The sequence below is a fragment of the Mesotoga sp. BH458_6_3_2_1 genome (assembly GCF_003664995.1).
GTDB lineage: Bacteria > Thermotogota > Thermotogae > Petrotogales > Kosmotogaceae > Mesotoga.
In genome coordinates this window covers 163,716-177,741 of record NZ_JFHL01000018.1, presented here as the reverse complement: position 1 = coordinate 177,741, position 14,026 = coordinate 163,716, and the positions used below count along the sequence as shown (strand labels likewise).

Sequence of the window (14,026 nt, the reverse complement as noted above, 5' to 3'; positions counted from 1 at the left end):
GGAGGCAGACCAATGAGATACATGACCGGAGCTGAGATAAGAGAGAGTTATCTCAAGTTTTTTGAATCGAAGGACCACAAAAGAATACAGAGCGCTTCACTTATTCCGAACGATCCACAACTAATGTTCACTGTTGCGGGCATGGTTCCTTTCAAACCAATCTTCTGGGGAAAAGTCGAATCCACATATAAGAGAGTCACAACTTGCCAAAAGTGTGTGAGAACCAACGACATCGAGAATGTAGGCAGGACTCCCAGACATCAAACTTTTTTTGAAATGCTGGGAAACTTCTCATTTGGAGATTATTTCAAGAGAGAAGCAATAAAGTGGGCCTGGGAATTCGTTACAGAGCATTTGGCTCTACCGGATGAGCGCTTATGGGTTTCGATTTACTTAGATGACGATGAAGCGTTCTCAATATGGAGAGATGAAGTCGGAGTCCCCGAGAAGAAGATTGTTAGACTTGGAAAGGCAGATAATTGGTGGGGACCCGCCGGCCCTTCGGGTCCTTGTGGTCCCGATTCAGAGATTTTCATAGACAGGGGTCACGTAGATAACTGCCCGGATCCTGACAACTGCACTCCAGCTTGTGACTGTGGAAGATTTCTTGAATTCTGGAATCTCGTATTTACCGAGTTTAATCAGGATGAGGAAGGAAATCTGTCCTACTTAGAAAGAAAGAATATCGATACCGGATTCGGGCTTGAACGAGCTGCCTCGATTCTTCAGAACGTCGACTCAAACTTCGATACTGACCTGTTCATACCCATAATAAGAAAGATCGAAGAGCTTCTGGGTGTCAAGTACAAGGAGAAGGAAGTCTCTGACGTCTCGATCAAAGTTATCGCAGACCATGCTAGATCAATTGCATTCATGGTTTCCGACGGAGTACTACCCTCCAATGAGGGACGGGGCTACGTACTCAGGAGAGTCCTAAGGAGGGCCGTAAGGCACAGTTCTTTGCTTGGCTACGATTCTCCATTTCTTTACAGAATAGTGGAGACAGTCGCAGAGCAGATGGGGAACTTCTATCCAGAACTGAAAAACCGACTTTCATTTACGCAGGAAATCATAATGAAAGAGGAGGAAAGATTTCTTTCGACTCTGTTGAACGGCGAGAAGAGGCTTAAGTCAATTCTGGTAGATAAGAAGCAACTGTCGGGCTCCGAGTTGTTCATACTTCACGACACTTACGGATTTCCACTGGAACTTGTCGAAGAGATCGTCGCGGATACAGGCGTTACACTTGACAGAGAAGGGTATGAAAGAGAAATGAAGTTGCAGAGGGAGAGGGCAAGAGAGGCGCTGGGAAACAGGGAATATATGGGAGACATTGAAGTCTACTCCAGTATCTTTCCAACTACCGGCAACTCAAAATTCACAGGTTACTCGAGACTTGAAGACCGATCGACCATAGTGGCGATTCTGAAGGACGGGGATGCCGTGGAAGCCCTTAAGCAAGGAGAGACTGGAGACGTTATCCTCGAAAAGACTCCCTTCTACCCCGAAAGAGGCGGACAGGTAACGGACACCGGGCTCATTAAGACCGAATCAGCGCTGGCCAGAGTTGAGAGTGTGTTCATCCCTTATCAAGAGATGATAGTCCACAGAATTTCAGTCGAAGAAGGAACTGTGCGGGTAAGTGACGAAGCCAGGCTAATCGTAGATACAGACCGAAGAAAAGCAATAATGAGAAATCACACCGCAACTCACTTGCTACACGCAGCTCTCAGAAAAGTCATAGGTGGCCACGTTCATCAGTCTGGTTCACTGGTTCTACCTGACAGATTGCGCTTCGATTTCTCTCATTTCCAGTCTTTGTCAACCGATGAGATAAATGATGTGGAGGACATGGTTAACGAAGAGATTCTCAAAGCAAAAGCAGTCGATAAGGCAGAGAAGAGCTTCGACGAAATCAAGGGCGAAGACGTAATGGCCCTCTTTGAAGAAAAGTACGGCGACAAGGTTCGAGTAATCACTGTAGAGGAATTCAGTAGAGAACTGTGCGGAGGTACTCATGTAAATAACACCGGAGAGATCGGTCTCTTCAAGATTCTCTCGGAGACCTCCGTAGCGGCGGGAACCAGGAGAATTGAGGCTATAACGGGAACCACTTCCCTCGAGTACTTCCGCAATCTGTTCAACAGGCAAAGGACGATCAGAGAAGTACTTGAAGTGCCTGAGGATGTAATAATTCAGAGGCTTCAGGGCATACTCGATGAACTTAGGTCGGGCGGACAGGAGATTGTCAGATTAAAAGAGAAGCTACTTTCAGGCGATACTCTAATGAAAGATAAGAGAATGACGGCCAAAGGCGTCAATTTGCTTATCAGAAGAGTAGAGAACGCGCCATCCAGTGCTTTGAGAAACGGTTCAGATGTTCTCCTCAGCAAGGAAGGTGGCGGCATAGTGATCATCTTCAATGAACTGGAAGATTCCGTTTCTTTCGTCGTGAAGGTCGAGAAGAAACTTACTGACAGGTTCAAGGCAGGAGAAATCGCAAAGAAGATAGCCCACGACCTGGGAGGGGGCGGCGGCGGCAGGCCGGACTTCGCTCAGGCGGGTGGAAAAGATCTTTCGAAATTGGAAGCCGTCATAGACAGGATCGATGAATACCTATAATAATGAGTTTGATGAGGCCTGTTTGGGCAGTCTTTTTGCCGTCTCGGCTGCCCCCGACAAGCTTTCCCTAGATAGTCTTGCTTTCGTGGGAGATGCAGTGTACAGTCTCTACTTTAGATTGAAGACTCTCCCGCAGGCACATCGAAGGGCTGGCCATCAGCACAATATTGTAAAAGATTATGTCAGCGCTCCCGGTCAGAAAAAGGCTCTAGAGGAGGTCGAAGGAATTCTCGACGAAGAGGAGAGGAAGATCGTTAGGCGAGGTTACAATTCGAGAGGCTCGAAAAAACATGGGGACGACGAGGACTATAGAATGGCTACCGCTCTCGAGGTTCTCATCGGTCATTTATTCCTTGAGGGAAGATTCAGAAGGATAAAAGATCTGCTCGAAAGGGTGATTTAATGTATCTCCATGGAAGAAATGTGCTGAAAGAACTGCTTGGAATCGACTCGGCGCTACTGAGAATCAGACGGATAATCTTTACTAATCAGAGGAATGTCGATTCTCAGTTGATCGAACTTGCCAATGAAGCGAAAACCAAGGGGTTTCGAATAGAAGAAATGTCACCGGAAAAACTCGCAAATCTCTGTCGAGAGAAGAAGCATCAAGGAGTGGTGATTGATCTAAAGGAGTTCTCATACGTAGACTCCGAAAAGATGCTCGATAATCTTGAAGAAAAGAGCACAGCAACCATTGTGCTTCTAGACCAGATCCAGGACCCACATAATCTTGGAGCGATTATCAGGACATCGGTTGCGGTCGGGGCCGATGCTATCGCAATCACTTCGAGCAACTCTGCTGAAATTACTCCGGCAGTCGTAAAGGTCTCTGCTGGGCTTGCTTTCAGTATTCCAGTAATCAAGATAGTTAATATGGCGCAATTTGAGAAATCTCTCAAAGAAAGAGGATTCTGGATATTCGCTTCAGACATGGATGGAATCCCTTATTACGAAAACGAATATCCCGAAAAATCGGCCATAATATTCGGAAATGAGGGAAAAGGAGTCAGGCGCTTGGTGAAAGAGAGAAGCGACGTTCTCATTTCGATTCCTATGGAGAGGGCGGTAGATTCGCTGAATGTCGCTGCTGCTGCTGCGATTATCTTGTTCGACAGACGACGCCAGCTCGCCGTAAGAGGAGCGTGAATATAACTAATGAGAATCCGTGAACTTTCGTCCGACGTTGTTAGGAAGATTGCTGCAGGTGAAGTCGTAACGGGATGCTTTTCCGTAGTGAAAGAACTGGTAGAAAACAGTATAGACGCCGGTGCAACAGCCATAGAAATTGAGATCAAATCGGGCGGAAAAGAATACATGATGGTAAAAGACAACGGAAGAGGGATGACCAGAGAAGAAGCAAGCGTTGCAATTTTGCCTCATACTACCAGCAAGATTGTCTCCATTGATGATCTCGATACTCTCCTTACATTCGGCTTCCGGGGAGAGGCCCTTTCAACGATAGCCTCGGTGTCCCGCATGAGGCTGTCAACCGCCTCAGATACAGAGGAACTTGGGGTGGCTATCGACATTGCCGGAGGGGATATCACGGGAGAGAAACCTCTCAGCGGTTCGAATGGAACTGCAGTCGAAGTTTTCGATCTTCTCTATAACACGCCCGCCAGAAGGAAGTTCTTGAAATCTGCCTCAATTGAGGGACGCATGGTAACTGAGATGGTTCAGAGATTCATTCTCGCATTCGATAAGATCGATTTCACTTATTCTCGAGATTCTCAGGTAATCTTCGATACAAGGGGCCTTGAATCGGTCGAGGCAAGAGCTGCACTGATCTATCCAGGGCTTTCTGCGAAAGACTTGATACCAGTTTCGGAAAGCTCAGCAGAAATAAAGATACGGGGTTTTGTTACGCTCCCAAATCGCACAAGAAAGAATAGAATGGGTGAAAACATCTTCGTAAACGGCAGATACGTGAGACAATTCGAGCTAAATTTTGCTCTCGAGAGGGGTTACGGAGAGACTCTTCAAAAGGGGAATTTTCCTTTTGCAGTTCTCTTTATCGATATTGATCCTCAGGAAGTCGATGTCAACATCCATCCCCAGAAACTCGAAGTTAAGTTTGCCTCTACTGCATCTGTTCTGGATAATGTGAAGAGAGCTGTACGGTCGGCCATTAAAGGTGCCGGTCATTTCACAATCAACGTAGTCCATGGCGAGGAGAACACCGACGGAAGTTCGGAGGAACGGAAAGATATCTCAGAAATTTATCAGGATCATGTAATGAGTGATCACGGCTTCAAACACTTCTGGAGGAACCAAAAAGTCTTCGATAACAGTGCTGGCGACACGTACACGCAGTCCAGATTCGATCGTCACCTCTTCAGATCATTTACTCCTGCTGAAGAGCGTGAAAGTTCACCGAACAAGGAAAAAAGCGAGGGAGCAAAAGCAAACTTCATTGGCGTTTTCGGAGAACGGTATTTGATTGCGGAATCCGAGGACGGTCTCTTGTTGATCGATCAGCATGCCGCACACGAGCGGATCATTTTCGAAGCTCTCAAAGAAAACAAGAAGATCTCCCCCCAGAATCTTCTCATGCCTCTTGAGCTGAATCTCGAGAGGTCTAAAATGGATCTGGTTATCGCAAGAGAGGAAACGTTGATGAAACTTGGGTTCACTTTCAATTTCGTCAATGATAAAATAATAATGGTATCCATTCCTCAAGTCATTAGAACGGAGGGTGCAATAGATACACTCGAGGAAATTCTAGACGAGATGAGATTGGAAGGTCTTGAAACTCCTGCGAAGGTTTTCGATAATCTATTGGCCTCTATAGCATGTAAAGCGGCAATAAGGACTGGAAACAGACTTGACATAGGGCAGGCTGAAGTTCTCTTTGAAGAGTTGAAGAAGAAGAATCTTGTTGTTTGCCCCCATGGAAGACCGATATCCATGGTAATAAGGCTGGAGGATCTGGACAGATACTTCTCCAGATAGCTCTCAGAAACAATGCTTCACATCAAGGGAAACCGGTGCGAATCCGGTACGGTCCCGCCACTGTAAGCGGTACGAACTCTGCAGATGCCACTGGGCAACCGGGAAGGCGCAGATAGTAGATTGATCCGCAAGTCAGGAGACCTGTGTGAGGCTCAGATATCACCATCCTTCCGAGGCAGAAGGATGGTGAAATTCCTTGCAAAAGGGGTGAGTTTTTTGAAGAGGTTTTTGGCAGTCGGTTTTGTGGTGCTATTCTTTGCTCTGTCACTTGCATTTGAAATCGTGGATGATCTTGGAAGACTCGTAACGATTGACAATCCCCCCGATAGAGTTGTCATAGCTTCTCCGGCAATCACCAGGTATCTTGAAATTCTAGGTGTATCATCCAGGATCGTGGGAGTGACTGACTGGGACCCGTATGCACTATCGAATGAAGTGGAGAAAATAGGCAATCTCGTTCCTCTCAACCTTGAGAAGATACTCTCTCTTGGTCCTGATCTGGTAATGATCTCTGGTGGCTTTCAAGAGGCGGAAGTTGCCAAGCTCGAGAAGATAGGGATCACAACCTTCGTAATGAATCCAAACTCTTTCGAGGATATCTACAGGAACCTCATGGTTGTTGGCAATTTGTTCGGCATACCTGATAAAGGAAGGAGAACGGCGTCGAACTTCAGAGATGAGGTTCTTGAAATCGCAAAAGACTCCTATAATGTTCCACAGAACGAGAAGCCCAAAGTTGTGTACGTTATGATAGCCGGCGAGGTAAGCGATATCTGGACTTGCGGAACGGGATCTTTCGTTAACCAGGCGATCGCATATGCCGGTGGGGCAAACGTCGGAGCACCTTACAGCGGAAATAACGGATGGTTTCCCGTCAGTCCTGAATTCGTTTTGAACTCCCAGCCGGACGTAATTCTTGTACCGTATTATTACGACGGTGGGCAGGAAGAGGCGGTAAAAATGATAACTTCTTACAAACCCTTTGCAGATCTTCCGGCTGTGAAGAATGATCGTGTTTACCCGCTCTATGACGGCCTAACCGCTTATGCGAATCCCAGTTTTGTGGATCTCGTGAAGACATTGAAGGAGCTCTTCTATTGAAACGTATTGCACTTTTCGCTTTTTTTTCCACAGCATCCGTACTTGGGATGCTGTGGCTCTCGAGTTTCGGAACAGTCAATTATTCGTTGACTGAGATTTTCGGCGTATTTTTTGGAGATTCTTCGGGACCAGCTTCCAATATCTACATGAATCTCAGACTACCGAGATTATTGGTAGCTTTCCTGATCGGCTCAGGGTTGGCCGTAGGTGGGAATGGACTTCAACTGACTCTGAAGAATCCCCTGGCGGACCCATATATTATCGGCATATCGGCAGGAGCCTCCTTTGGAGCTGTTTTGTCATTGTTTTTGAGAGATGTTGGCAGAATATCGTTGAACATGGACCTCCTTGCTTTCGTCTTTGCCTTGTTTTCTTCCTTCCTAACCTATGCTATCTCCCGCAGGGGTGGGAGAATACCCATAACAACACTAGTTCTCTCCGGAGTAATAGTCTCCTTTCTTTTCAACGCGGCGGTAACTTTTCTTGTCGTATTTGCCTGGCGAAATGTTATCACCTTGCATTTCTGGTCTCTCGGTTCTCTATCGGGTGTCACATGGGATGATTTTTTGAAACTGCTTCCGATTATTGTTCTCCAGTACACTTTGTTCACGACAATTCGCCGAAAAATGATAATAATGGCGGCCGGAGAAGAGCACGCCATGACTGTCGGAGTTCACCCGGAGCGCATAAAGTTCCTGGTATTCTTCACCGTATCAATCGTCTCGGCAATTGCAGTCTCAACGGCCGGTTTGATAGGGTTTGTGGGTCTTGTTATACCCCACATGGTCAGGCTTGCATTTGGCACGGACAGCAAGTTGAACCTACCCGCAACTGCGATGTTCGGCGGGGTTTTTCTGGTGGTCTGCGATACCATTGCGAGAACGCTCTTCCAACCGACGGAACTCCCAATCGGTGCAGTGACTGCCCTGGTAGGCGCTCCGGTATTTATATATCTTCTAAGGAGCAGGGAAGTGGCCAATGATGGTTGATCCAATACAGGTCAGAGATCTGCATTTCAGTTATGGAAAGGAAGAGGTTCTGAGTGGAATCGATCTGGAACTGAGGCACGGAGAAGTGCTTGGAATACTGGGACCAAACGGGAGCGGGAAATCTACTCTGATGGGCGTTATCTGTGGAATTAGAAAGGACTGGAACGGACTTGTGAAAATCATGGGAGAAGACCTTCATAGCCTTTCGGTGAGAAAACTGGCAAGAATTGTATCTTACATACCACAAAGCTTCGAACCATCATTCGATCTGAAAGTCGAGACCATTGTTTCCTTTGGAAGAAATCCACATTTGAGGAGACTGGGAAACTTAACAAATGAGGATTACATGGTAATTGACGACTCGATGAGGCTTACGGAAGTGTATGAATTCAAGGATCGTTCCTTCAGTACCCTCAGCGGAGGCGAGAAACAGCGTGTAATAATTGCAAAGGCTCTTGCCCAGGAAGGGAAGATACTTCTTATGGACGAATTCACAACTCATCTAGACCCGGGGCACGCAAGAAGAGTCGGAAAGATCGCGACCGATCTCGTCCGCGCAAAAGGACTGAGTGCAGTAGCGATCTTTCACGACATAAATCAGGCTGTAGAGATTTCGGACAGGCTTCTATTCATCAATAATGGAGGAGTAATTGCTTCAGGCGAGGTCTGGGATGTCGTTACTCCGGAAATCATTAGGCAGGTTTACGGCCTCAAATCAAAAATCATGGAGAATCCGATCAGCGGGCTGCCACTGGTAGTGTTCTACGATTGAGACATAGGATTGCTGACATCGGCTGCCTCGGCACCAGTGATCCTTACAAGCTCTTCGAAATTAGTCTCGACAGCGGAACCGGACGTCCCCGCAGCGGGAAAAACAGTGTCATACTGTTGAAGAGACTGATCGACAATGATCTTGACTCCTGAAAGTCCATAGGGGCAAACGCCACCTGGCGAGAAACCCGTAACTCTAAGCGTTTCAATCTCATCAGCCAGGCGAGGTTTCTCACCGGCTATCCTCTTGAGCTTCGAGGGTGAAACCTTTCTATCACCTGGGCAGATCACTAGATAAGCTCTTCCACTTTTGCAAGTGAAGAGGATCGACTTCGCTATTTGACCGACTTTCACTTTCAACATCTGAGCAGCCGTCGTGGCCGTGGGTGTCGTCCCTTCGGGGAACTCGTAGAACTCCAGGTCGTTGGCCTTAAGTATGGCCAGCACCTTCTCTGGGATCATCGTACACCTCCGGGAAAGGAATTGAACTATGATACCACGAGTTTGAGAGCCAAATTGCGTATTTACTACAAATGTGGAGCAGAAAACTTAAGCAAAAGGCTTTTACTTTTATCAAGGAAACGTTCAGGTTTTTCTGCGTAATTTCTACTTCGACATAGAAAAGACTGTAGAAGCTCTGTACAAAACCGATTGAAGATTAAACCATTAGCAAATTGAATCTTACAGTAAGACGGAGAACCGCTCTTCAAATGAATGAGAGCGATTCTTTCCATTCATACCTTCCCGCAAAAAACTCTCGACCCACCGAATCAATTCGTTCCCATTCCGTTCACTATTACGGCTTTCGCCAGTTCGTGGGCGAGCGCGGTGAAATCCTTTCCCTCGATGTTGCTCAGTACCACCACGAAAATGTCGTCGTCGACGTACCGATTTATTCTAGTCGAGGTACCCTTCGTGTCTCCGTCGTGATACACAACTCTTCTGTACTCGCCATCTATAAACTCGTTACCGACAAAGACTCCATAGCCTGCCTCAAAGAGTTCATTCGTTGGACTCTGCATTAGTCTTAAAGAGCCTTCCGTAAGCACTTTCCCGGAGGAAAGCGCTCTGTCCCACAAATACAGATCATACACAGTGGAGTACAACCCCCCGGCTCCGCCAGGAAGCCTTCTATCGACCCAGTCAGCAGGTCTTACGCTAGAGAGATCTATAACATATGAATCAGAGTAGTAAGGAAGACCCCATCCGCTATCGTACTCATTGTAATCGTAACCGGTATCATTCATTCCCAGTGGTTCGAAGAAGTTCGTTCTCAGATATTCATCATAGCGCTTCCCACTTGCCCTTTCTACGATGACACTAAGAAGGAAATAGGCGCTGTTGCTGTATAGAAAGCTATTTCCAGGCTCAAATCTTAGAGGCAGTGATGATATGTAAGCTATTTCTGCCTCCTGAAGGCTCCTTCCCTCACCGAATTTCTCCACTTCTTCGAGAAGTTGTTCGGTATTTATCATCGTTGGAATCCCCGAAGAGTGATTAAGCATCTGATGGATAAGGATTCTCTCTCCGTTAGGAAATTCGGGAATGAATTTCGCAACAGAATCTGAAAGAGATATTGTCCCCTCTTCCAGTAGTTTAAGAACTGCAGCTGCGGTAAACTGCTTGGTAATCGACGCGATTCTGAACTTCTTTTCAGGAGTGTTGGGGATATTCCTTTCAATGTTAGCCATTCCGTATCCTGCCGCGTGCAATATCGCATCTCCTCTTGATACAAGGACGGCTCCCCAGAAGCCTTCAAACGCAATACTCTTATTCATAACTTCATCGATAGGATTGGAAAATAGAAGAAAGGAAAGAGAGATGACGAACAATACGACAGTAGCCAGTCTTCTGAACAAAAGGCACCTCCAGTTGAGAGAGTTTGTGGAGCCCATAATCAATGATAACTCACTTTTGCAGTAATGAGATGGATTCTGGATTAACCGTGCGAACCGCTCTTCGTTCTGAATTCACCAGCCAAAATTGTTATCTACAGTATTCCAATCGAATTGATCTGTCACTGTCACCGGCTTTGAATGAAGTCAATCGAATCTCTGAAAGGGCCTTCACTTACCCGGCAACTCAAAAAAAGAGCCTTTCTGCACAGTCGTGAGTTCATATCTACCATCGTTTTGATGAGCAGAATGAAATCATCTGCGATAGACTATAGTTGAGATACAACGTTTGGCAAATCTATTTCAAATGTCTCACTTTGAAAGCAGCGTTAGGTCTCTGCTACCATAAAGATTAGAATAACACTTGTAGAGGACGCAATTATCGAAGTACATCTGACGGCTGAATCGGAGAGATTACCGAAAAGATTTGTTTAGGGAGGAATGAAATGAGAAAGATTCTCGTGATAATCACGCTTTTTTTCATTACAGTGACCAGTTTGCTATCTCAAAAAATCGTGGTCGCAGTGATGCAAGATCCCGATTTTCTTGATCCACATAGAGCGGCTGCTTCGGGGACTTACGAAATGATGTTCAACGTATTTGAGGGTCTCCTCAAACCCGACTCGAATGGAAGTGTTGTTCCGGCCGTGGCCGAGGATTACCATATATCGGATGATGGCCTGACCTATACTTTTACGTTAAGAAGCGGCGTTAAATTCCATAACGGATCTGAGGTTACTGTCGACGATGTTCTGTACTCTCTGAAAAGGCTGAAAGGAAACAATCAGGAAAGGGGCCTTTCATCAGACTTCGAAAAATTCGTCTCAAAGATCGAAGCGGTAGACGAAAAGACAATAAAGGTGGAACTCAATACCCTGAACACCGACTTTCTCGAGAAGTTCATCATTGCGATCATTCCCGCAAATAATGACAACCATGAACTCAACCCGATCGGAACGGGACCGTTCAAATTTGTCAAGTATCAGCCGGGCCAAAGGCTTGTAATAGAGAAATTTGACGAATACTGGAACCCCAAACTGCCAATAGTGGATGAAGTCGAATTCAGGATAATTCCCGACAACCAGGCTGCTATCATGAGTTTCATGGCAGGTGAAGTTCAGATACTTCCAAGACTCGACGCAATTCAGGCAATGGTTCTGGGTAATCGGTTCAACTTAATAACTGCAGAACAAAACATGGTCCAGTTGATGGCAATGAACCATGCGGTCAGCCCTTTTGACGACATTAGAGTCAGGAGGGCGATTAATCACGCTGTGGACAAGGACGAAATAATAGAAATCGTAGCTGGCGGGTACGGAACAAAGCTCGGCTCAAACATGTCTCCAATAATGAGCAGATATTATCTGGAGGGTCTCGAGGATTATTATGAAACCAGTTTGGTAAGGTCAAGGCAACTTCTTTCTGAGGCAGGGTATCTTGACGGCTTCAAGACAAAGATTACGGTACCTTCGAACTACCAGTTCCATATAGATACGGCTCAGATAATTGTCGAACAGCTTAAAAGAGTTGGCATAGAAGCCGAAATAGAGCTGGTAGAATGGAGTGTATGGCTGGACAAGGTCTATACGTCAAGAGAGTACGAATTGACAATAATTGGTCTTACTGGGAAACTAAGCGCGTACGATATTTTGAGGCGGTACATTTCCGATTATCCGAGGAACTTCTACAACTACTTCAACAGCGAATACGATCGAGTGGTCAAAATGGCCATTGAGAGAACTGACATTGAAGAGAAGGCCTCTCTATTCAAGCAGGCACAGAGAATCCTCACAGAAGATGCTGCGGCGGTTTACATAATGGATCCCAACTTCATTGTGGCACTTGCTCCCGATCTATTTGGGTACAAGGTTTATCCACTGTACGTACAGGATATGTCAACTCTTTATTACCGTTAGCGAGGAGCGCCATCTGTGTATGTATATGTGAAGAAACTCTTTGCCATGGTTTTTACAGTGCTTCTGGTTTCGCTCATAGCTTTTGTGGCCTTCGAGGTGATCCCCGGAAATCCTGCACTGTCGAGACTTGGCGTAGACGCTGAAGAATCGCAATTCGAAGCTCTTTCAGCCGAATTGGGACTGGACGATCCTCTCGAAGAGAGGCTTTCAAGGTGGATTAGGGGTCTTCTGACTGGCGACCTTGGTACTTCTATGAGATACTCAGTCCCAGTATCTGATCTGATTTTTGACAGGATACCGGTAACTCTTTCGCTGGCGGTTATGGCCATGATGTTCATTACTCTAATCGGAATTCCTCTAGGAATAGTCAGTGCAAAATATGGTCACAGACTTCCCGGCATTTTGATCTCTATGATCTCACAGATCGGAATGGCCATCCCTTCTTTCTGGAGCGGGATAATCTTGATGTACATATTTGGAATTGTCCTCCGCTGGGTTTCACCTGGAGGGTACGTCCCTTGGAGCGAGGATGCCGTAGGAGCTTTCAAGTCTCTGCTGCTCCCCGCCATCGCAATTGCCCTTCCGTCAATTGCTTCGATCATAAGGTATACGAGAAACTCCGTAATGGATCAGATGAAGAGCGACTACGTACAGCTGGCCCTATCGAAGGGTTTGAACATGAACTCTGTGTTGTACAAGCATGTACTGAAGAACTCCCTCATTCCGATCATTACAGTCCTCGGTATGATAGCGGCAAACATTCTTGGAGGTTCCATTGTGATCGAACAGGTTTTCACGCTCCCCGGTCTTGGAAGACTGTTGATAAATGCGATCTCAACCCGAGACCTGCCTCTCGTCCAGGGGATGGTGCTGTACATTGCGTTTATAATTGTGATCATCAACTTCCTGATAGACATTGTTTATACCGTAATCGACCCTCGAATCAGATTGGGTGCACGAGGATAATATGGACAGGAGGAGCATAAATCTCAAAATTGGAATTGTATTGATATCTCTTCTGTTCTCAATGATGATTGTGAGTTTGTTTTACACGCCATTTTCAGTAACGGAAATCAACAGGGAAGAGCGTTTTTCACCTCCGTCAGGCCGCCACCTTTTGGGTACAGACAATTTCGGAAGAGATGTGCTTAGCAGGATCATGAAAGCTTCTCAGACGGCCTTTTTTGTGGGATTGGTTGCAGTTTCTATCGGAACTCTCTTTGGAGTAACGATCGGTGCCGTGTCAGGTTATTTCGGTGGAATGGTCGATGAGATAATCATGAGATTCATCGATGCGATGATGGCCTTCCCCAGCATTCTCCTTGCACTGATGTTCGTTTCAGTCTTTGGGGTGGGTCTAAGAAACACGATAGTCGCAATAGGTATTATGTCAATTCCTTCATTTGCCAGGATCACAAGAAGTGGCTTTATCCAGCATAAAGAGCTGGATTACGTAAGGAGTGCAAAGGTAAAAGGAGTCTCAAACCTGCGTATCATGTTCAGACACATTTTGCCTAATGTGCTTTCCCCAATTGTAGTCGCAGCATCTATGGGTTTTTCAAATGCGGTTCTGGCCGAAGCGGCGCTCAGCTATCTTGGACTTGGAATTCAGCCGCCCAATCCCAGCTGGGGAAGAATGCTGAGTGAGTCTCAGGTCTTCATAACCGTCAGCCCCTGGTACGCGATAGCACCTGGAATCTTTATCACGCTTCTTGTGCTGGGCTTCAATTTTCTCGGAGATGGGATTCGGGACATGAGAGAGAAGAGAGAATAGGTGAGG

12 protein-coding genes and 1 riboswitch are annotated in these 14,026 nt (G+C 46.3%); of the genes, 10 read left to right on the top strand and 2 right to left on the bottom strand.

Annotated elements, in window-relative coordinates; genetic code table 11:
* Nucleotides 1-12 precede the first annotated feature (12 nt).
* The 7 genes from alaS to Y697_RS09650 all read left to right on the top strand — a co-directional run bounded on the left by alaS (nt 13) and on the right by Y697_RS09650 (nt 8,436).
* Complete coding sequence (gene alaS, locus Y697_RS09680; RefSeq protein WP_121551419.1) at nt 13-2,622, top strand: alanine--tRNA ligase; 2,610 nt, start codon at nt 13-15, stop codon at nt 2,620-2,622.
* Nucleotides 2,623-2,644: 22 nt separating this feature from the next.
* Complete coding sequence (locus tag Y697_RS09675) at nt 2,645-3,025, top strand: Mini-ribonuclease 3 (protein ID WP_259462472.1); 381 nt, start codon at nt 2,645-2,647, stop codon at nt 3,023-3,025.
* Nucleotides 3,025-3,768 carry a 23S rRNA (guanosine(2251)-2'-O)-methyltransferase RlmB gene (gene rlmB / locus Y697_RS09670; RefSeq protein ID WP_121551417.1) on the top strand — a complete coding sequence of 248 codons (744 nt, stop codon included), beginning with the start codon at nt 3,025-3,027 and terminating at the stop codon, nt 3,766-3,768. Before Y697_RS09675 ends, rlmB begins: the two co-directional genes overlap by 1 nt.
* 9 nt (nt 3,769-3,777) lie before the next feature.
* The gene (mutL, locus tag Y697_RS09665; protein WP_121551416.1) at nt 3,778-5,574 is read left to right on the top strand and encodes a DNA mismatch repair endonuclease MutL; all 1,797 of its coding nucleotides are present in this window, start codon (nt 3,778-3,780) and stop codon (nt 5,572-5,574) included.
* A 2-nt stretch (nt 5,575-5,576) separates the two neighbouring features.
* Nucleotides 5,577-5,738: riboswitch (cobalamin riboswitch) on the top strand.
* A gap of 43 nt (nt 5,739-5,781) precedes the next feature.
* Nucleotides 5,782-6,675, top strand: a complete 894-nt coding sequence (locus Y697_RS09660) for an ABC transporter substrate-binding protein (protein ID WP_259462481.1) — start codon at nt 5,782-5,784, stop codon at nt 6,673-6,675.
* Entirely contained in the window at nt 6,672-7,664 is a 993-nt protein-coding gene (locus Y697_RS09655) for an iron ABC transporter permease (protein WP_121551415.1), read from the top strand. The genes Y697_RS09660 and Y697_RS09655 overlap by 4 nt, the downstream gene beginning before the upstream one ends.
* Entirely contained in the window at nt 7,654-8,436 is a 783-nt protein-coding gene (locus Y697_RS09650) for an ABC transporter ATP-binding protein (RefSeq protein WP_259462471.1), read from the top strand. Before Y697_RS09655 ends, Y697_RS09650 begins: the two co-directional genes overlap by 11 nt.
* On the opposite strand, the gene Y697_RS09645 is transcribed toward Y697_RS09650, so the two are convergent.
* Nucleotides 8,427-8,897, bottom strand: a complete 471-nt coding sequence (locus tag Y697_RS09645; RefSeq protein WP_121551414.1) for a YbaK/EbsC family protein — start codon at nt 8,895-8,897, stop codon at nt 8,427-8,429. The genes Y697_RS09650 and Y697_RS09645 overlap by 10 nt on opposite strands.
* Before the next feature lie 308 nt (nt 8,898-9,205).
* Entirely contained in the window at nt 9,206-10,294 is a 1,089-nt protein-coding gene (locus Y697_RS09640) for a serine hydrolase (RefSeq protein WP_121551413.1), read from the bottom strand.
* A gap of 482 nt (nt 10,295-10,776) precedes the next feature.
* Between Y697_RS09640 and Y697_RS09635 the strand changes: the two genes are divergently transcribed.
* Genes Y697_RS09635 through Y697_RS09625 form a run of 3 tightly spaced genes read left to right on the top strand, consistent with a single transcriptional unit; the run spans nt 10,777 to nt 14,020 of the window.
* Nucleotides 10,777-12,246, top strand: coding sequence for an ABC transporter substrate-binding protein (locus tag Y697_RS09635; protein ID WP_121551412.1), 1,470 nt, complete (start codon nt 10,777-10,779; stop codon nt 12,244-12,246).
* 15 nt (nt 12,247-12,261) lie between these two features.
* A complete protein-coding gene (locus Y697_RS09630) occupies nt 12,262-13,212 on the top strand; it encodes an ABC transporter permease (protein ID WP_121551411.1) in 951 nt (316 codons plus the stop codon).
* 1 nt (nt 13,213) lies between these two features.
* Nucleotides 13,214-14,020, top strand: a complete 807-nt coding sequence (locus tag Y697_RS09625; protein ID WP_121551410.1) for an ABC transporter permease — start codon at nt 13,214-13,216, stop codon at nt 14,018-14,020.
* Nucleotides 14,021-14,026: the final 6 nt, after the last annotated feature.